Genomic DNA, 19,274 nt, shown 5'->3' on the forward strand with positions numbered 1-19,274 from the left:
CCCACCGCCCTTCACCAAGACCAAAACGGAAAGAGCCGACTCCGACGGCGCTCGCCCCTACACTCTCCGCCTCGATGCCGGCGACATCCTGACCTTCCGCGCCCGCCGTGGCGCCTACGGCAGCTGGCGAATCGATCCTGGGTCAATCACCTTGACCGAAGCAACCAGCGGCCCCCGAGCTCCCCGCCCCTACACCGACCCCCTCGACTTTCTCACCCGCGCCCGCGGCACGCTGGGCCTCGACGGTGCCACCCTCGGCCACCTGATCCGCGAACTGACCACCACCCTGGCCGCGGACGTACGTCTCGACCACACCGCGCTCCCCGCCGCCCGTCTCGCCGACCTGGGGTACGCCGAGTTGGAAGGTCACCAGACAGGCCATCCCTGGATCGTCCTCAACAAGGGGCGCCTCGGGTTCTCCGCGACGGACGCCGCCCAGTGGGCACCCGAGGGTCGCAGAGCGACGGCCCTGCCCTGGATCGCGGTACACACCTCGCTCGCCACCTACCGGGGCGTAGCGGGCCTGGACACCGCCGACCACCTCTACGCGCGCGAACTCGACCCCGCCACCAGGGAGTCCTACGACACCGCGGTACGCGCGCGTGGGCTCACTCCGGAGGCGTATCTCTACCTGCCCGTGCACCCCTGGCAGTGGAACGACGTGGTGCTGCCGCTCTTCGCACCCTCCGTCGCCGAGGGCGCGATCGTTCCGCTGCACCCGGACGGCGACCTGCGGCTGCCCCAGCAGTCGATCCGCACCTTCCTCAACACCTCACGCCCGGACCGGCACACCGTCAAACTGCCGCTGTCCATCCTCAACACCCTCGTGTGGCGCGGCCTCCCGACGGAACGCACACTCGCGGCCCCCGCCGTCACCGCCTGGATGCACGGCCTGCGTGACGCCGATCCCTTCCTGCGCGACACCTGCGAGGTCATCCTTCTCGGCGAGGTCGCTTCGGTGACGGTCGGGCACCCGGTGTACGACGTGTTGCCGGAAGTCCCGTACCAGTACAAGGAGTTGCTCGGCGCCATCTGGCGCGAGCCGGTCTCCCGCCATCTGGCGCCCGGTGAACGCGCCCGCACTCTGGCCGCCCTCCTGCACACCGATCCGGACGGCCGTGCCTTCACGACAGAGCTCGTCGAACGCTCGGGCCTGGCCCCACGGACCTGGCTGCGCCGCCTCTTCGCAGCGCTGCTGCCGCCCCTGCTGCACTTCCTCTACCGCTACGGCACTGTGTTCAGCCCACATGGCGAGAACGCGATCGTTGTCTTCGACGACCACGACGTCCCTGTCCGACTCGCCGTGAAGGACTTCGTGGACGACGTGAACGTCAGCGCCGAGCCGATCCCCGAGCACGCCTCCATGCCGGACGACGTACGAGCCGTTCTGCTCGCCGAGCCGCCCGCGTTCCTCACCCAGTTCATCCACTCCGGTCTCTTCGTCGGTGTCTTCCGCTATCTGGCGCCGCTCTGCGAGGAACAGCTCGACGTCCCCGAGGCCGAGTTCTGGTCGTTCGTCCGAGCCGAGATCCTCCGCCACCAGAAACTTTTCCCGGAGCTCAAGGAGCGTTACGCAAAGTTCGACCTGCTCACCGCCCGTATCGAGCGCCTGTGCCTCAACCGGAACCGGCTGCACCTCGACGGCTACCGCGACCGCCCCCAGCGCCCGCACGCCGCCGTGCACGGCACCGTCCCGAACCCGCTGCACCAGCTGTGATCACCGACCAGGCACGCGTCTTGATCGCGTCCCTCGCTCCGGCCTTGATCGCCCGGTTGTCAGTGCCGCCCCGTAGGGTGGTCGCGCTATGACAGAGCCCTCACTCCCCGAACTCCTGCATGCCGCCGTCACAGCCGTCGGCGGCACGGAGCGCCCTGGCCAGGTGACCATGGCCGAAGCTGTCGAGCAGGCCATCGACGACGGCTCCCATCTGCTGGTCCAGGCAGGCACCGGCACCGGAAAGTCGCTCGGCTACCTGGTGCCCGCGCTCGCGCACGGGGAGCGGGTCGTCGTGGCGACGGCCACCCTGGCGCTCCAGAGACAGCTCGTGGAGCGGGATCTGCCGCGTACGGTGGACGCGCTCCATCCGCTGCTCCGCCGCCGCCCCGACTTCGCGATGCTCAAGGGCCGGTCGAACTATCTGTGCCTGCACCGGCTGCGAGAAGGCATGCCGCAGGACGAGGAGGAGGGCCTCTTCGACCAGTTCGAGGCCGCCGCGCCCACCAGCAAGCTGGGCCAGGACCTGGTGCGGCTGCGGGACTGGTCGGACGAGACCGAGACCGGCGACCGCGACGATCTCACACCCGGTGTCTCGGACCGTGCCTGGTCCCAGATCTCGGTGTCCTCCAGGGAGTGTCTGGGCGCCTCGAAGTGCGCCTACGGGGCCGAGTGCTTCGCGGAGATGGCCCGCGAGCGCGCCAAGCTCGCCGATGTCATCGTCACGAACCACGCCCTCCTCGCGATCGACGCCATCGAGGGAGCCCCGGTCGTTCCGCAGCACGAGGTGCTGATCGTCGACGAGGCGCACGAGCTGGTCTCCCGCGTCACCGGGGTCGCGACCGGCGAGCTCACACCCGGCCAGGTGAACCGTGCCGTGCGGCGCGCCGCGAAGCTCGTCAACGAGAAGGCCGCCGACCAGCTCCAGACGGCTGCCGAGGGCTTCGAGCGACTGATGGAGCTCGCCCTGCCCGGCCGCCTGGAGGAGATTCCGGAGGACCTCGGATACGCGCTGATGGCCCTGCGCGACGCCGCCCGTACGGTGATCTCGGCGATCGGTGCGACCCGTGACAAATCCGTCGGGGACGAGGACGCGGTGCGCAAGCAGGCCCTCGCGTCTGTCGAGACGGTCCACGACGTGGCGGAGCGGATTACGAACGGCTCCGAGTGGGACGTCGTCTGGTACGAGCGGCACGAGCCCCGCGGCGGAGGCGCATATCGATACAGCGGCGCCTCCCTGCGGGTCGCCCCGATGTCCGTGTCGGGCCTGCTGCGCGAGAAGCTCTTCACCGACCGCTCCGTCGTGCTGGCCTCGGCCACGCTGAAGCTGGGCGGCGATTTCAACGGTGTGGGCGCCTCACTGGGCCTCGCCCCGGAAGGCACCGAGGGTGAGGACATCCCGCGGTGGAAGGGCCTCGACGTCGGCTCGCCCTTCGACTACGGCAAGCAGGGCATCCTGTACGTCGCGAAACACCTGGCGCGGCCCGCGCGGGACGGCGACCGCGGGGACATGCTCACCGAGCTCACCGAACTGATCCAGGCAGCCGGGGGTCGCACGCTCGGCCTGTTCTCCTCGATGCGGGCCGCCCAGCTCGCGGCGGAGGAACTGCGGTCCCGCATCCCGGAGTTCCCCATCCTGCTCCAGGGCGAGGAGACCCTCGGCGAGCTGATCAAGAACTTCGCGGCCGACCCGAAGACCTGCCTCTTCGGCACGCTCTCGCTCTGGCAGGGCGTGGATGTCCCGGGCGCCAGCTGCCAGCTGGTCGTCATGGACAAGATCCCCTTCCCGCGCCCCGACGACCCCCTGATGAGCGCCCGCCAGAAGGCCGTCGAGGACGCCGGGGGCAACGGTTTCATGGCCGTCGCCGCCACTCACGCGGCCCTGCTGATGGCTCAGGGTGCCGGCCGCCTCGTACGGGCGACAGGAGACCGTGGCGTGGTCGCCGTACTGGATCAGCGGCTCGCCACGGCTCGTTACGGCAGCTACCTGAAGGCGTCCATGCCCGACTTCTGGTACACGACGGACCGCAACCAGGTGCGGCGGTCGTTGGCCGCGATCGACGAGACGGCCCGGAAGGCGGAGGGCGAGTAGATCAGCAGACCACTGGGTCGGCCCCTGCTCGAAGCAGGGGGCCGACCCAGTGAAGAGCGTCAGTCCGGACAGCTCAGTCCGGACAGCACAGGGCCCCGGAACCGGCGCAGGGGTCCCGGGGCCCGGTCAGGGGCGGAGGCTCAGATCCGCCGCAGCACTGCCACGACCTTGCCGAGGATGGTTGCCTCGTCGCCGGGGATCGGCTGGTACGCGGAGTTGTGCGGCAGCAGCCACACGTGGCCGTCCTCGCGCTTGAAGCGCTTGACCGTGGCCTCGCCCTCCAGCATCGCGGCGACGATGTCGCCGTTCTCGGCGACCGGCTGGCGGCGGACCGTCACCCAGTCCCCGTCGCAGATCGCGGCCTCGATCATCGAGTCGCCGACAACCTTCAGGACGAACAGCTCGCCGTCGCCGACCAGCTGCCGGGGCAGCGGGAAGACGTCCTCGACCGACTCCTCGGCGAGGATCGGGCCGCCGGCGGCGATCCGGCCGACCAGCGGGACGTACGACGCGGCCGGCTTGCCCGCCGTGTCGGTGGGCTGCGCGCTGGACTGGTCGGACCCGCGGACCTCGTAGGCTCGCGGTCGGTGCGGATCGCGGCGCAGGAAGCCCTTGCGCTCCAGTGCCATCAGCTGGTGTGCGACCGAGGAGGTGCTGGAGAGGCCCACGGCCTGTCCGATCTCCCGCATGGACGGCGGGTAGCCGCGCCGCTGCACGGAGTCCCTGATGACCTCGATCACCCGGCGCTGCCGGTCGGTGAGTCCGGAGCTGTCCGCCCGGATACCTGGAGGTCGGCCCGGCAGGGAGCGTGTGGGCTTGGGCGCCTCCTGATTCACTGCTTCATTCATTGCATGCACCGGCTCAAATCGGCCCTGGGAGCGGTCCTGGGCAGTGATGGTGGCACTGTCTGCGGTGGTGGTCACGTCGGCCCCTCTCGTTCGTCTCCCTGCTGCACAACGGTAGTTGCTTTCGAAAGGTTGCGCCAAACACACGTTCGAGTGAAAAATCAGGGATGACGTGACGTGATCATGTGTCTAGGTGTATAGCTGACGCTGCGCAGGGCGGACAAAAGCGCTCATTGTTGTACTCTTCGCCGCCGGAGCGATGGCCTTGTGGGCCGGGGCGGGGCGAGGGTCAGTCTGCCACCAGGCATCCCGTGGGCCGGGAACCGGCCCCCTGCCGCTGTGCCGCCCACCGTATCCCCGTACGCTCGCCGCCGGTATGGCCGCGCGGCACATGCCAATACGGGCGCGACACGCGTGTCGGGTGTGAATCTGCGGGTCAATCCCCACATGTAGTGGTTGGATTGCGGCAGCAGCCCAGAAGTTGTGGTCCCCCGGTGTTTTGGGGCCATGGTCATCACCTATGCTTGGGGCTGCTTCGAGGGGCTCAAAGGGCCTGTCGAGGCCATTGAGTCGTGCTGTGCAAGGAGGGATGGAGTTCGATGCACTGCCCCTTCTGCAGGCACCCCGACAGCCGCGTCGTCGACAGTCGTACGACGGACGACGGTACGTCGATCCGCAGGCGCCGCCAGTGTCCTGACTGCTCCCGTCGTTTCACGACGGTGGAGACGTGCTCGCTCATGGTGGTCAAGCGGTCCGGAGTCACCGAACCGTTCAGTCGTACCAAGGTCATCAACGGCGTGCGCAAGGCATGTCAGGGACGGCCTGTCACCGAGGACGCACTCGCCCAACTCGGCCAACGGGTCGAGGAGGCGGTGCGGGCAACCGGAAGCGCCGAGCTGACCACCCACGACGTGGGACTGGCCATACTCGGCCCCTTGCAGGAACTCGACCTCGTCGCCTATCTGCGATTCGCGTCCGTCTATCGGGCGTTCGACTCGCTGGAGGACTTCGAGGCCGCCATCGTGGAACTCAGGGAAGAGACGCAGCGCCCCGCCGCGGCCGACGAAGACGCGGGCGAGGAGCGCCAGGGAACCGACCGCGGATCCGGAGGGGCTGTCGAAGTCCCTGCGCCCGCCAACGCCGCCGACTGACGAGAGGGGCCGGACCGAGTCCGGCCGACCGGCGGCGATCACAGACCTGTTGCGGGCGTACGCGTACGCGGCGCGCGCAGCACCAGACACACACCGTGCCACGGGAAGAACCAGGCACTTCAGGGCGTTTTAGCCTGATACAGGGAGGCGGCATGACAGAGACGGCGAGCGGTCCGGCACGAGGTTCCCGCGCAAAGGGAGCCAAGGCCAAGGGCCTGCGCATCGAGCGCATCCACACCAGCCCCGGCGTGCACCCGTACGACGAGGTGGCGTGGGAGCGTCGGGACGTCGTCATGACCAACTGGCGCGACGGCTCGGTCAATTTCGAGCAGCGTGGCGTCGAGTTCCCCGACTTCTGGTCGGTGAACGCGGTCAACATCGTCACCAGCAAGTACTTCCGCGGTGCCGTGGGCACCCCGCAGCGCGAGGTGAGCCTCAAGCAGCTCATCGACCGCATCGTGAAGACGTACCGGAAGGCCGGTGAGGACTACAAGTACTTCGCCTCGCCCGCCGACGCCGAGATCTTCGAGCACGAGCTGGCGTACGCCCTCCTGCACCAGATCTTCAGCTTCAACTCGCCGGTGTGGTTCAACGTCGGCACGCCCCAGCCTCAGCAGGTCTCCGCCTGCTTCATCCTCGCCGTCGACGACTCCATGGAGTCGATCCTCGACTGGTACAAGGAAGAGGGCATGATCTTCAAGGGCGGTTCCGGCGCCGGCCTGAACCTCTCCCGGATCCGCTCCTCCAAGGAGCTGCTCTCCTCGGGCGGCAACGCCTCGGGGCCGGTCTCCTTCATGCGCGGTGCCGACGCCTCCGCAGGAACGATCAAGTCGGGTGGCGCCACGCGCCGCGCGGCCAAGATGGTCATCCTGGACGTCGACCACCCCGACATCGAGGACTTCATCCAGACCAAGGTCAAGGAAGAGGAGAAGATCCGCGCGCTGCGCGACGCGGGCTTCGACATGGACCTGGGCGGCGACGACATCACGTCCGTCCAGTACCAGAACGCCAACAACTCGGTCCGCGTGAACGACACGTTCATGAAGGCCGTGGAGAACGGCGACAAGTTCGGCCTGACGTCCCGCATGACCGGCGAGGTCATCGAGGAGGTCGACGCCAAGGAGCTCTTCCGCAAGATGGCCGAGGCCGCCTGGGCCTGTGCCGACCCGGGCATTCAGTACGACGACACGATCAACCGCTGGCACACGTGCCCGGAGTCCGGCCGCATCAACGGCTCGAACCCCTGCAGCGAGTACATGCACCTGGACAACACGTCCTGCAACCTCGCCTCGCTGAACCTCATGAAGTTCCTCAAGGACGACGGCCTCGGCCACCAGTCCTTCGAGGTCGAGCGCTTCGCCAAGGTCGTCGAGCTGGTCATCACCGCGATGGACATCTCCATCTGCTTCGCGGACTTCCCGACCCAGAAGATCGGCGAGAACACCCGCGCCTTCCGCCAGCTGGGCATCGGTTACGCCAACCTCGGCGCGCTCCTGATGTCGACCGGCCACGCGTACGACTCCGACGGCGGCCGCGCCCTCGCCGGTGCCATCACGTCGCTGATGACCGGTACGTCGTACAAGCGCTCGGCGGAACTCGCCGCGGTCGTCGGCCCGTACGACGGCTACGCCCGTAACGCGCAGCCGCACCAGCGCGTCATGAAGCAGCACTCCGACGCCAACGCCGTGGCCGTCCGCATGGACGACCTGGACACGCCGATCTGGGCCGCCGCCACGGAGTCCTGGCAGGACGTGCTCCGCATCGGTGAGAAGAACGGCTTCCGCAACGCGCAGGCCTCGGTCATCGCGCCCACCGGCACCATCGGTCTCGCGATGTCCTGCGACACCACCGGTCTTGAGCCCGACCTCGCGCTGGTCAAGTTCAAGAAGCTGGTCGGCGGCGGTTCGATGCAGATCGTCAACGGCAGCGTGCCGCAGGCCCTGCGCCGCCTGGGGTACCAGGAGGAGCAGATCGAGGCGATCGTCGCCCACATCGCCGACCACGGCAATGTGGTCGACGCCCCCGGCCTCAAGCCCCAGCACTACGAGGTCTTCGACTGCGCCATGGGCGAGCGTTCCATCTCCGCGATGGGCCACGTCCGCATGATGGCCGCGATTCAGCCGTGGATCTCCGGCGCGCTCTCCAAGACGGTCAACCTGCCGGAGTCGGCGACCGTCGAGGACGTCGAAGAGGTCTACTTCGAGGCGTGGAAGATGGGCGTCAAGGCGCTCGCGATCTACCGCGACAACTGCAAGGTCGGCCAGCCCCTCTCCGCCAAGACCAAGGGCAACCAGAGCCCCGAGGCCACCGCCGCCGCCGAGAAGGCCGAGGCGACCCTGCGTACCGCGGTCGAGAAGGTCGTCGAGTACCGCCCGGTCCGCAAGCGCCTCCCCAAGGGCCGTCCCGGCATCACCACCTCCTTCACGGTGGGCGGCGCCGAGGGTTACATGACCGCCAACTCCTACCCGGACGACGGTCTCGGCGAGGTCTTCCTGAAGATGTCGAAGCAGGGCTCGACCCTCGCGGGCATGATGGACGCCTTCTCGATCGCCGTCTCCGTAGGCCTGCAGTACGGCGTGCCCCTGGAGACGTACGTCTCGAAGTTCACCAACATGCGCTTCGAGCCGGCCGGCATGACGGACGACCCGGACGTGCGGATCGCGCAGTCGATCGTCGACTACATCTTCCGCCGCCTGGCGCTCGACTTCCTGCCCTTCGAGACGCGCTCCGCGCTCGGCATCCACTCCGCCGACGAGCGTCAGCGTCATCTGGAGACGGGTTCGTACGAGCCGTCCGTCGACGATGAGATGGACGTCGAGGGCCTGGCCCAGTCCGCGCCCCGCGCGCAGGAACTGAAGGCCGTCGTCACCCCGAAGGCCGAGGTCGAGGCGGCCAAGCCCGCCCCGCAGCAGGCTCACACCAGTGCCGAACTGGTGGAGATGCAGTTGGGTATCCAGGCGGACGCCCCTCTGTGCTTCTCCTGCGGTACGAAGATGCAGCGGGCCGGTTCCTGCTACATCTGCGAGGGCTGCGGCTCGACCAGCGGTTGCAGCTGATCCGGGGCGCCGTCCAGGCGTGAAGTGAACGGCCAAGGAGGCGGAGCCGATTTCTCGGCTCCGCCTCCTTCGGCGTACTCGGAGTTGGTGGGTGGAGGGAGCGGGTCAGGACGGGCGGGCGCTGCCCATGGTCCTGGCGAAGGTCTCGGGGTCGCACTCGAACCCGCGGGTGTCCGGGTGGAAAGTCCACTCTCCGGAGTCGTCACGCACGAATTCCGCGACCGTAGTGGCCGTCGCCCCCAGTACGTGGCCGAAGTCGCCTTCGGCCAGGACGGTGTAGCCCTCGCGGATCCTCAGGGCGGGGTTCTGTACACCGATGAACGTCCTGGGCCCGGTGCGCTGTTGTATGGCGACGCCGACCACCACGCGCGCGTAGCGCCTGTCGAGACGGGTGAGCTCAAGCGTCATCACCTCGTCCCAGCCGAAGCCCTTGCCGTCCTTGCTGTCCCGGTTGAGGTTGATGGTGCCGTCCGGGGAGCGGTTGTCGAAGTGCACTACGTAGTCGGGGTTTTCGTGTGTGTCGGTCGCGAGGTAGGTGGCGGCGACGATGTCGAGATCGGTGGCCGGCTGACCGGCGGGACTGGGATCCCACTTCACCGAGACCTCGACTTTGCTGATGCCCTTGTTGAGGCCGTTCACCGGTTCTCCCCTCCTGGTCCCCCTGTATGAGCCGCCCCAACTGCACGGCAGGTGAGGCATGTTGCCCATCGTGCCACGCGCACGGGGGCGCTCGTGCGGATGCACTCCGCCGGAGCGTGACCGACGCCACGTTCCGTGGCCTTACGATGGCGCGGTGCTGGTCAAGTGGATTCGCTGCACCGTGGTGGATCGCCGCGGTTTTGAACGGGGGCAGCGGAAATGGGCGGGACTTCTGGGGGAGCCGGGATTCCGGGGGCAGGGCGGGGGCTGGAGCCGGGGAAGGACCGGGGTGGCCCACATCTTCGCCTTCTGGGAGAGCCGTGCCTTCTACGACTCCTTCATGGCGCGCTCCCATGACCGGCTGGCCGCTGCCCAGTCGGGCACCTTCAAGGATTCACAGGTCAAACTCTTCGATCACCGTTTCGATGTGAAGACCGGTTTCGAACCGCGCTTCACGGAAGCCGATCTGGTACGGGTGGCGCACTGTCGCGTCCACGAGGAGCGGGCCGAGCACTTCGCGCTGATGCAGGAGAAGGTCTGGAATCCCGCGATGGCCGGCTCGCCCGGCATGGTGCGGGGCCTGTTCGGCGAGGCACCCGGCTACGAGTTCCTGATTCTGTCGATGTGGAAGTCGGCCGCGGAGCATGGCAAGTACCGCGTCGAGCGGGTGGAGCGGCTCGCTCTGCGGGCCCAGCTGGAGGCGGACGTCTCGGCGCTCGCGGGCGACATCGTGCAGTTGGAACCGACCTGGACGGTCTGAAACGGCCGGGATTTATGTGACCTATGCCGTATGGGGCCCGTACGAGTGCTCGATCGGGCCCGACCCGATCTAGGGTTTCGGTATGGCACGACCACGGCGCATCGTCCTTGTCCGGCACGGCGAGTCGGTGGGCAATGCCGATGACTCGGTGTACGAGCGTGAACCCGACCACGCACTGGCGCTCACCGAGAAGGGGTGGCGGCAGGCGGAGGAGACGGGCAAACGGCTGCGAGAGGTGTTCGGCCGTGAGCGCGTAAGCGTTTACGTCTCCCCGTATCGCCGCACGCACGAGACCTTCCGGGCCTTCCACCTCGACCCGGAACAGGTGCGCGTGCGGGAGGAACCGCGGCTGCGCGAACAGGACTGGGGGAACTGGCAGGACCGGGACGACGTACGGCTGCAGAAGGCCTACCGCGACGCGTACGGGCACTTCTTCTACCGCTTCGCGCAGGGCGAGTCGGGTGCCGACGTGTACGACCGGGTCGGCGGCTTCCTGGAGAGCCTGTACCGGAGCTTCGAGGCGCCCGACCATCCGCCGAACGTGCTCATCGTGACCCATGGACTGGCGATGCGGCTGTTCTGCATGCGCTGGTTCCACTGGACGGTCGCGGACTTCGAGTCGCTGTCGAATCCGGGGAACGCGGAGATGCGGATGCTCGTTCTCGGGGAGGACGGCAAGTACACGCTTGATCGCCCTTTCGAACGCTGGCGTGATCCGGAACCGTACGGAGTCACCGAATAGAGTGGCAGGGCGATGACCACTGACTCCTCTCCCGACGTTCCCGACGGGCGCCTGGGCCGCGCCCTGGCCAGCCTGCGTGGCCTGGCGGTGGGAGACGCGCTGGGCTCGCAGTTCTTCGTGCCCGCGAACTACCCGTCGCTCAAGCACCGCGCCCTGCCGCCCGGCCCCTGGCAGTGGACCGACGACACCGAAATGGCCTCCTCCGTAGTGGCCGTTCTGGCCGCTCACCACCGCATCGACCAGGACGCGCTGGCCCGCTCCTTCGCCGAGCACCACGACTTCGACCGGGGCTACGGGCCCGCGGTCAACCGGCTGCTGCGGCAGGTCCGGGAGGGCGGTGACTGGCGCGAGCTGGCCTCGGCCCTCTTCAACGGGCAGGGATCGTGGGGAAACGGCGCCGCGATGCGGATCGCACCCCTGGGCGCCTGGTACGCGGGCGATCCGGAACAGGCGACGCACCAGGCCGAGATCTCGGCCTACCCCACGCATCAGCACCGGGAAGCCGTGGTCGGCGCCATGGCTGTGGCCGCGGCCGCCTCGCTGGCCGCCGCACCCGGCGGGCCGCCACGTCCTGACGCACTGCTCGACGGGGTGATCGCCCTCGTGCCGCGCAGCGCCGTGGGCGCCGGTCTGAGACGCGCCCGGGACATGCTCGACTACGGCGACCCGTCGACGGTCGCGGCGGTACTCGGCTGCGGGCGGCGTACGACCGCGCACGACACCGTGCCGTTCGCGCTCTGGTCGGCCGCGCGTGCCCTCGGTGACTACGAGGAAGCGTTCTGGGCGACCGCCCAGGTGGGCGGGGACATGGACACGACCTGTGCCATCGTCGGGGGCGTGGTGGCCGCAGGAAAGGCCGGGACACCGCCGGCGGAGTGGGTGTCGCGGACCGAGGGACTGCCGGAGTGGCTGCGGGTAGGGGTTGCGGGTTAGACCGTGCACGGTTGTCCGCAGGGGCGCGGAGTCGGCCACGGACGGCCGGCTGCCGTGGTGGGCGGCGAGTAGGTGCAGGTGCCGGTCGGGCTCCCTGCGTGCTTCGTTTTCGTACGACTGGCTGTCGATGCGGGTCTGAGGACAGACCAGGCAGGTATTCACGGCCCGGGGGTGCCGCTCATGCCCCGCATCTCCTGCTCCAAGCGTCAGGCACTGTCACAGCCCTGCCACAGAGAGCCGGTGCCCCGCTGTGCCGACTGTCCCGCGGTTACTCTTTCCGCCACGCCGCTCGTTGATCATCTCGGGCGTGCGCCGACGAGACACCGGTCCCCGGGCTTCTGCCGCCGCCGCTAGCTGCGCACCGCGCGGACCGGTCGGGAGGGGGTCCCGTGTCCGACACGCCGTCCGAGGCCGAGCCGAGAGGGCCGAAAGCGGAGGAATCAGCGGTTCCCGGAGGAAGCGGCGGGGGACGTGCTCCGGCGGAGAGGGCTGGCGGGCGTACCGTCGCGCTGACCAAGAAGCCCGTGCCCGGCCCCGGCCTCGATGCCGACGAGCCCGAAGCCGAAGAGCCGGGGGACGCCGTTTCCGGGCGGGGCGACTCCGACGAGTACGACGACTGGGATGATTCCGTCGCCGAGTCCTGGTTCACCGACATCCACGCGGAGCCCCCGGCCCGCGTCCGCACCGCCACCCTCTGGGCCGCCCTGGTCACGGGTGTGTTCAGCATGCTCCTGCTCGGGGACGGCCTGGCCCTGAACCTCCTGCTGGTGGCGATACCCGCCACGCTCGGCGCGTACTTCGCCGCCCAGGCGGCCGGCCGGCGCCCGCGCCGCTGGTCGTGGGCATGGGGCGGCGGAGGTCTCGCCCTGCTGATCGTGCCGGCGCTCCGCGACGCCGACTGGCCGTCGTTCCTCGCCGTCGTGGCCGCCCTGGCGGCGGGCTCGCTCGCCCTGCACGGCGGCCGCACCTGGACCGGGATGCTGTTCGGCCCGATCGGCCTCTACACCTCGCTCCTGACCGGCCCCGCCTGGGGCTGGCGCGGGTTGCGCGAGCGGTTCGGCGGTGCTCGCGGCAACGTGGGCCCGGTGCTGCGTGCGCTCGCGGTGGCCGCGGTTCTGCTGCTGGTCTTCGGAGCGCTGTTCGCCGGAGCGGACGCCGCCTTCGCGGATCTCCTCGGTGGTCTCATGCCGGACGCGTCCGTCGCCGGTACCCCCTGGCACGCCGTCCTGTTCGTGATCGGCGTGGTCGGAGCGCTCGCGGCTGCGCACACGGCTGCCGCGCCCGTTCAGTGGGACCGGGTCGAGGTGCCCCCGGGCCGGGCCCGCGGCCGCGTGGAGTGGGCGCTGCCCCTGATCGTGCTCGCCGCGCTCTTCGCGGTCTTCAACGCCGTACAGCTCGCCGTTCTGTTCGGCGGATACGACGCCGTACTCGAGAAGACCGGCCAGACCTACGCCGAGTACGCGCGCCAGGGCTTCTGGCAGCTTCTCGTGGTCACGCTGCTCACCCTGCTCGTCATCGGCCTCGCCCTGCGCTGGGCCCCGCGCGACGATGCGCGCGACTGGACGCTGGTGCGCGCCGTCCTGGGAACTCTCTGCGTCCTCGCGCTCGTTGTCGTGGCATCGGCGGTGCGGCGTATGTACATGTATGTGGAGGCGTATGGACTGACGCGACTGAGGATCTCCGTGGTGGGGGTGGAGCTCTGGCTTGGCCTGGTCCTCGTGCTCATCATGGCGGCGGGCATCTGGGGTGCCCGCTGGCTGCCGCGTGCCGTGCTGGCCGGCGCCGCCGTGGGAGTGCTCGCCTTCGGGCTCGTGTCACCGGACGGCGCGATCGCCGAGCGCAACGTCCAACGGTACGAGGAGACGGGCAAGTTCGACCTCGACTACGTACGCGGGCTGTCCGCCGACGCCGTACCGGCCCTCGACGGACTCCAGGAGCCGGTGCGTTCCTGCGCGCTGGAACGCATCGCGCGGGACTTGAAGCAGGAGAAGGAGCCCTGGTACGCAACGAGTTGGGGCGAGGCGCGTGCCAGGGGCATCCTCGACGACCGGCCGCTGTCTCCCGAGGCGGACTGGAACGTGTGCATGCGGCTGCGCACCGAACTGCCCTACCGCTGAGGCGGGGGCCGCACCGACCGCGTACGCACCGGCGAGAGACGTACCGCCCAGGACGCGTACGAACCGAAGGGGCGCGTACGAACCGCAGGCCGGGCCAGTGTCCTCAGGACGCGGCCCGGCCTCCCGTCGGCCCGGTCGGCCCGGGCGTCTGCTGTCAGCCCCCGGCGGGTCCCGCGGTGCCCGAGAGGGCGTCGAGGTCGCTCTTGCGGACCCGGATCACCAGCGCGGCGACGACCAGCGCCAGCACGGCCATGGCGGCGGCCGGGATGAAGGCTGTGGAGATGCCCTGGGCCAGGGCCTCGTGCCCCCATGGCGCGGGCAACTGCTGTGTCCGGGCGAACTCCGCCTTCTGTTCGGCCGAGGCGTTGGCCATGAAGTCCGTCACCTGCTTCTCCGCCTCGTCACGGCTGGCCGTGCCGAAGACCGTGGTGAGGATGGCGAGCCCGAGCGAACCGCCCACCTGCTGCGTCACGTTGAGCAGGCCCGACGCCGCCCCCGCCTCGTGCGGAGCGACTCCGGAGACCGCCGTCAGGGTCAGCGTCACGAAGTTCAGGCCCATGCCGAAGCCGAACACCAGCATCGGACCGAGCACCCCGCCGGCATACGAACTCCCGGGGTCGATCAAGGTCTGCCAGGCCAGCCCGACCGCGGCGAGCGCCGACCCGACCACCATGAACGGCTTCGGGCCGAGCACCGGCAGGAACCGCTGCGAAAGACCCGCGCCGACCGCGATCGCGACCGTCACCGGCAGGAAGGCCAGACCCGCCTCGATCGGCGTGTACTGCAGCACGTTCTGCACGAAGAGCACGATGAAGAAGAACATGCCGAACATCGCCGCGGCCAGGCTCAGCATGATCACGTATGTGCCCGAGCGGTTGCGGTCGGCGAACATCCGCAAAGGTGTGATCGGTTCCTTGGCCCGGGACTCGACCAGCGCGAAGGCCAGCAGCAGGACCACGGCCGCGCCGAAGGACCCGATGGTGAGGTTGTCCCGCCAGCCTTCCTCCGCGGCCCGGATGAATCCGTAGACGAGCGTGGCCATGCCGGCCGTCGAGGTCAGCGCGCCCGCGAGATCGAAGCGCCCCGGATGGCGTTCGGACTCGTTGATGTAGAGCGGGGTGAGGAAGGCGATCAGTACACCGATCGGAACGTTGACGAAGAGCACCCAGCGCCAGTCGAGCCACTCCGTGAGCATGCCGCCGGCCAGCAGGCCGATGGCGCCGCCGCCGGCCGAGACCGCGGCGAAGACGCCGAACGCCCTGTTGCGCTCGGGCCCTTCGGGGAACGTCGTGGTGATGAGCGCCAACGCGGTGGGCGACGCGATCGCGCCCCCCACGCCCTGCAGGGCGCGCGCGGCCAGCAACTGCCAGGGTTCCTGGGCGAAACCGCCGAGCAGTGAGGCGAAGGTGAAGAGCAGGATGCCGGTCATGAAGACCCGACGCCGGCCCAGGATGTCTCCGGCCCGGCCGCCCAGCAGCAGCAGGCCGCCGAAGGTGAGTGTGTACGCGCTGACGACCCAGGTGAGATCGGTCGTGGAGAATTCAAGCGCGTTCTGAATGTGCGGGAGTGCGATGTTCACAATCGTCGCGTCGAGTACGACCATGAGTTGGCAGGCCGCGATGACGGTGAGCGCGATGCCGGGATGCCCCTCCCGGCGGGCCGCTCCTGGCTTTGGTTCCTTGATCAACGGAGAGGTTGCCACTATTGAGTCCCCCACGGGTACGTTAGTGAACGCTCGCGTTCACTTTCGCGTCAAACGGTAGTGAGTCCCCGACAGTGAACGCAAGCGTTCACTGAAGTTGCTGCCGCTTTGCGTCGCTCGACCGCTCTCGGATTCCCCAGTCCGCAAGGCACGCGCGCGCGTGCCGTCGGCCCGCTCAACGGAGACATGCTCATGGTTACTTCGAGGTGGACGACCGCTCCCGATCAGGCGGCCTCCTCGCGCCGACGCGGCGCCGTGCTCGAACGTGCGATCCTCGACGCCGCACTGGAACAGCTCAGTACGGTCGGCTGGAACGGCCTCACGATGGAGGGCGTCGCCGCCGGCGCCCAGACCGGCAAGGCGGCGGTCTACCGCCGTTGGCCGTCGAAGGAGGACCTCGTCGCGGACGCACTCCAGGCCGGACTGCCGTTGCTTCAGGACGCGCCAGACCTGGGGAGCGTACGAGAGGACCTGCTGGGTCTGTGCCGCTGGGTGCGCGAGGCGATGTTCTCGCGTCCCGGCTTCGCGCTACGGGCGGTGATTCACGAATGCGACACCTTCCAGGCCGAGCGGTTCCACGGTGTGATCTTCGAGGGGGTCGTGGAGCCGACCGTCCGGCTGCTCCGCGAGGTCATCAACCGCGGAATCCAGCGGGGAGAAGTGCGGCCCGACGCGGCCAACGGGTATGTCTTCGACGCCATTCCGGCGATGATGATGTACCGCTCCAAGATGAGCGCGAGCGAATGGACCGAGCGTGACCTCGAGGAGATGATCGATCAGTTCATGGTTCCGCTGCTGCGGCCGGGGCACGTCTGACCGCTCGTCGGGGACCGTCCGACTGCTCTTCGGAACGCGGTGGCCGGAGGCGCGAAGGATGCTTGGGGAGACCGGGTGTCGCGTGAGGTCCGGGGCGGCGTAGGCTGAGCCCGCCATGCCGTACGAACCACCTACCCACACCGTCGAGCGCTCCCTGCGCGCCACGACCGGAGCGAAGGTCATTGCCGGTGTCGACGAGGTGGGGCGCGGCGCTTGGGCCGGCCCGGTCACCGTCTGCGCGGCGGTCACAGGCCTGCGTCGCCCGCCCGAAGGCCTCACCGACTCCAAGCTCCTCACCGTCAAGAGGCGTACCGCGCTCGCCGAGGTACTGGCGAAATGGGTGACGTCGTACGCCCTGGGGCATGCCTCTCATGAGGAGATCGATGACCTGGGGATGACGGCCGCGCTGCGTCTGGCGGCCGGACGTGCCCTCGAAGCCCTGCCGGTGCGTCCCGACGCGGTCATCCTCGACGGGAAGCACGACTACCTCGGGGCTCCTTGGCGGGTCCGTACGGTGATCAAGGGCGACCAGTCCTGTGTGGCCGTCGCGGCGGCCTCGGTCATCGCGAAGGTTCAGCGCGACAAAATGATGGCCGAACTGGGCATCGACCATGCAGACTTCGGTTTTGCGGCCAACGCCGGGTATCCGTCACCGGTGCACAAGGCCGCACTGGAGATGCGGGGACCCACCCCGTACCACCGGCTGTCGTGGGCGTATCTTGATGCGCTGCCCCAGTGGCGGCACCTCAAGAAGGCCCGCAGTTGGGCGGACGGAAGCGTTCCGGAGATCGAGGGTCAGCTCGGCTTCGACTTCTGACGATTCTGTTCGCACTCATGTGCCACCCGATGTGCGACCCGCCGACACGAGTCGCACCGGCGTTTGATAAAAATCAGCTCATGCCTCTCATTCCCGAGGAGCCTCAGATTCACGAGAGTGCCCAGGGTCCCCGCGCCACTTCGGCCACTGGCCGAACCGCGCCGACCCCCCGTCCCGTACCCGGCCCCCGTCCCGCGGCTCCGCCGCGGCCCGGCCGTCCGGGTCCTGTCCGGCCGATGCCCCCGGCGCAGCGCGCGCCGCGTGACACGGCCGTGGCCAAGCCGGAGCCGTCCGCTCCGGCGGCCCCAACCGCTGCCTCTACTCCGCAGATCCAGCTGATCCCGGCTACGGCCGAGGGGGCGCTGGACGCCGCCGAGGAAGCGGTCGACCTGCTTCTCGAGTCGGGCCGGTCCCCTGGTGAGGTGCTGGTGATCACCACCGGCGAACCGCACCCGTGGGCCGCGCACGAGCTCTCGTTCGGCGAGGCCTCGTACTGGGCCCAGCACGACGCGGGCGACGACGTCTTCTACGTCGACGTCTCCGCAGCCGGTCGTGCGGCGTCCCGTCCCGTGGTCGTCGTCGCCGTCAATGGCGGACCCGACGCCGGTGCCGCCACCGCTCTGCCCCTGGCCCTCGGCCGGGCCGGTGCCTTGATGATCGTCTGCGGGGATCCGCAGCAGATCAACTCGGTGCTCGGCGCGGGGGTCTGAGGGTCCCGTTTCCTCCGGGGTCTCCAAGGTCTCCGGGGGCGGGGTGCCGCTGCGGTGGCATTCGCACGGTGAGCGGTTCGACGTGTGCCGGTACGGGGGGACGTGCCGGCGTGCCCGTCATGGGCGCGAGTCGTCATGACGCCACGTGTTCATGTGGGCATGCTCGTTCCTGTGGGCGTGCCCGTTTCCTCACGCGGCGAGCCGGTATCCGCGTGCCCTGGGGGCTTTAGGGACGCGGTCTCTTGAGTGTGCCCCGTGCGTGTGGTCGGTGGTCGGCGGTGGTGCCTCTGCGTGCTCGGGGGCGCCATCGCAGGCTCCCCGCGCGCGTGGGACCGGACCGAGGCCAGGGTGCCTTCGTGACGCCGGTGCCGGTGGCCACGCGACGACGGCCGGTGGGCCGGTGCTGAGGAACGACCTGTGCCGCAGGCGGCGGTCGTCGGCTCAGCGGGCGGCCGCCCGGCGCAGTACCTCCGAGGCGGCGCCACCGGTCCGCGGCTGGACGGTCTCGGCCGCGGCGAAGGACTCCAGGGACTCCGGCGGTGAGTCCGCATTGGGCCGACGTCCGCCACGACCCTCGCCCAGCACCTGCCAACCGTCACGTGTCAGCGTGATGTACGCCCCGCAGCGCAGCCCGTGCAGGGTGCAGGCGTCCCGCAGCCCCCACATCCAGGCCCCGTCCTCCTCAGTCCATCGTGCGTCGCCGTCACGGCAGTAGAGCAGCACAGCGGTACGCACCGGTGTGCGGCGCCGCAGGTCGTGCGGGATGACCCGGCGCAGCTGCGCGAGCAGCGCGTTGCGGAACATCCAGCCGTCCGCCGGAGCCGGCCGCCGGGTGAACGAGGCGCTCGCGCTCAGCCGTTCGTCCGGATCGAGGACGGCCACGACCGCGGTCGCGGGCCGGGGCCGATGCCGTGCGTGCAGCCCGCTGACGACCTCCCGGGGATTGCGCAGCAGCGGAATCCCCGCGGCGGCCCACTCGGCGGGTTCGAGCATCCGGGCCAGTGGGTTGGCGGAAGTGGCGGACGTCGACATCGATGCCGCCGAGGACGGAGCGAATCCGAAGGTCACGGTCCTCCCTTCGGCTACGCGCCCACACTGCGGGCGGGGTCGGACTGGGGGAGCGCACCGCGGCACAGCCCGAACGGGCAGCCCGGGAAGGGCCGCGCGGGGCGCGACCCCA

14 protein-coding genes and 1 pseudogene are annotated in these 19,274 nt (G+C 69.4%); 11 read left to right on the forward strand and 4 right to left on the reverse strand.

Annotated elements, in window-relative coordinates; all coding sequences use genetic code 11:
• Positions 1-58 precede the first annotated feature (58 nt).
• Positions 59-1,717 (forward strand): annotated as a pseudogene (locus AB0I18_RS32060) (IucA/IucC family protein); the annotation flags it as partial.
• Between the two features lie 88 nt (positions 1,718-1,805).
• Complete coding sequence (locus tag AB0I18_RS32065) at positions 1,806-3,806, forward strand: ATP-dependent DNA helicase (protein ID WP_363109129.1); 2,001 nt, start codon at positions 1,806-1,808, stop codon at positions 3,804-3,806.
• A 140-nt stretch (positions 3,807-3,946) separates the two neighbouring features.
• Here the strand turns inward: AB0I18_RS32065 and lexA are convergent, their stop codons facing one another.
• Entirely contained in the window at positions 3,947-4,729 is a 783-nt protein-coding gene (gene lexA, locus AB0I18_RS32070) for a transcriptional repressor LexA (RefSeq protein WP_363109130.1), read from the reverse strand.
• A gap of 521 nt (positions 4,730-5,250) precedes the next feature.
• Between lexA and nrdR the strand changes: the two genes are divergently transcribed.
• Positions 5,251-5,802, forward strand: coding sequence for a transcriptional regulator NrdR (nrdR, locus tag AB0I18_RS32075; RefSeq protein WP_363109131.1), 552 nt, complete (start codon positions 5,251-5,253; stop codon positions 5,800-5,802).
• Positions 5,803-5,954: 152 nt separating this feature from the next.
• Positions 5,955-8,858 carry a vitamin B12-dependent ribonucleotide reductase gene (locus tag AB0I18_RS32080; protein ID WP_363109132.1) on the forward strand — a complete coding sequence of 968 codons (2,904 nt, stop codon included), beginning with the start codon at positions 5,955-5,957 and terminating at the stop codon, positions 8,856-8,858.
• A gap of 105 nt (positions 8,859-8,963) precedes the next feature.
• On the opposite strand, the gene AB0I18_RS32085 is transcribed toward AB0I18_RS32080, so the two are convergent.
• The gene (locus AB0I18_RS32085) at positions 8,964-9,497 is read right to left on the reverse strand and encodes a TerD family protein (RefSeq protein ID WP_363109133.1); all 534 of its coding nucleotides are present in this window, start codon (positions 9,495-9,497) and stop codon (positions 8,964-8,966) included.
• A gap of 154 nt (positions 9,498-9,651) precedes the next feature.
• Here AB0I18_RS32085 and AB0I18_RS32090 point away from each other — a divergent pair, with 154 nt between their 5' ends.
• The 4 genes from AB0I18_RS32090 to AB0I18_RS32105 all read left to right on the forward strand — a co-directional run bounded on the left by AB0I18_RS32090 (position 9,652) and on the right by AB0I18_RS32105 (position 14,049).
• Complete coding sequence (locus tag AB0I18_RS32090) at positions 9,652-10,257, forward strand: YdbC family protein (RefSeq protein ID WP_363109134.1); 606 nt, start codon at positions 9,652-9,654, stop codon at positions 10,255-10,257.
• 82 nt (positions 10,258-10,339) lie between these two features.
• Entirely contained in the window at positions 10,340-10,999 is a 660-nt protein-coding gene (locus tag AB0I18_RS32095; protein ID WP_363109135.1) for a histidine phosphatase family protein, read from the forward strand.
• A 12-nt stretch (positions 11,000-11,011) separates the two neighbouring features.
• Complete coding sequence (locus AB0I18_RS32100; RefSeq protein WP_363109136.1) at positions 11,012-11,932, forward strand: ADP-ribosylglycohydrolase family protein; 921 nt, start codon at positions 11,012-11,014, stop codon at positions 11,930-11,932.
• Between the two features lie 653 nt (positions 11,933-12,585).
• The gene (locus tag AB0I18_RS32105) at positions 12,586-14,049 is read left to right on the forward strand and encodes a DUF4173 domain-containing protein (protein ID WP_363109153.1); all 1,464 of its coding nucleotides are present in this window, start codon (positions 12,586-12,588) and stop codon (positions 14,047-14,049) included.
• Positions 14,050-14,203: 154 nt separating this feature from the next.
• Here the strand turns inward: AB0I18_RS32105 and AB0I18_RS32110 are convergent, their stop codons facing one another.
• Complete coding sequence (locus tag AB0I18_RS32110) at positions 14,204-15,751, reverse strand: MFS transporter (protein ID WP_363109137.1); 1,548 nt, start codon at positions 15,749-15,751, stop codon at positions 14,204-14,206.
• 192 nt (positions 15,752-15,943) lie between these two features.
• Between AB0I18_RS32110 and AB0I18_RS32115 the strand changes: the two genes are divergently transcribed.
• The 3 genes from AB0I18_RS32115 (at position 15,944) to AB0I18_RS32125 (ending at position 18,094) form a co-directional block, all read left to right on the forward strand.
• The gene (locus AB0I18_RS32115; RefSeq protein ID WP_363109138.1) at positions 15,944-16,567 is read left to right on the forward strand and encodes a TetR/AcrR family transcriptional regulator; all 624 of its coding nucleotides are present in this window, start codon (positions 15,944-15,946) and stop codon (positions 16,565-16,567) included.
• 115 nt (positions 16,568-16,682) lie between these two features.
• Complete coding sequence (locus AB0I18_RS32120) at positions 16,683-17,384, forward strand: ribonuclease HII (RefSeq protein ID WP_363109139.1); 702 nt, start codon at positions 16,683-16,685, stop codon at positions 17,382-17,384.
• An 80-nt stretch (positions 17,385-17,464) separates the two neighbouring features.
• A complete protein-coding gene (locus AB0I18_RS32125) occupies positions 17,465-18,094 on the forward strand; it encodes a hypothetical protein (protein WP_363109140.1) in 630 nt (209 codons plus the stop codon).
• Positions 18,095-18,535: 441 nt separating this feature from the next.
• Here the strand turns inward: AB0I18_RS32125 and AB0I18_RS32130 are convergent, their stop codons facing one another.
• Positions 18,536-19,162: a hypothetical protein gene (locus tag AB0I18_RS32130; RefSeq protein WP_363109141.1), complete on the reverse strand. Its 627-nt coding sequence runs from the start codon at positions 19,160-19,162 to the stop codon at positions 18,536-18,538.
• Between the last annotated feature and the right edge of the window lie 112 nt (positions 19,163-19,274).

This window comes from Streptomyces sp. NPDC050704 (assembly GCF_040654355.1).
Taxonomy (GTDB): Bacteria; Actinomycetota; Actinomycetes; order Streptomycetales; family Streptomycetaceae; genus Streptomyces.

Excerpts from the sequence above, each read along its gene's own strand:
- AB0I18_RS32065 (WP_363109129.1), top strand. The coding sequence starts at position 1,806 with ATGACAGAGCCCTCACTCCCCGAACTCCTGCATGCCGCCGTCACAGCC.
- nrdR (WP_363109131.1), top strand. The coding sequence starts at position 5,251 with ATGCACTGCCCCTTCTGCAGGCACCCCGACAGCCGCGTCGTCGACAGT.
- AB0I18_RS32080 (WP_363109132.1), top strand. The coding sequence starts at position 5,955 with ATGACAGAGACGGCGAGCGGTCCGGCACGAGGTTCCCGCGCAAAGGGA.
- AB0I18_RS32095 (WP_363109135.1), top strand. The coding sequence starts at position 10,340 with ATGGCACGACCACGGCGCATCGTCCTTGTCCGGCACGGCGAGTCGGTG.
- AB0I18_RS32100 (WP_363109136.1), top strand. The coding sequence starts at position 11,012 with ATGACCACTGACTCCTCTCCCGACGTTCCCGACGGGCGCCTGGGCCGC.
- AB0I18_RS32115 (WP_363109138.1), top strand. The coding sequence starts at position 15,944 with ATGGTTACTTCGAGGTGGACGACCGCTCCCGATCAGGCGGCCTCCTCG.
- AB0I18_RS32120 (WP_363109139.1), top strand. The coding sequence starts at position 16,683 with ATGCCGTACGAACCACCTACCCACACCGTCGAGCGCTCCCTGCGCGCC.
- AB0I18_RS32125 (WP_363109140.1), top strand. The coding sequence starts at position 17,465 with ATGCCTCTCATTCCCGAGGAGCCTCAGATTCACGAGAGTGCCCAGGGT.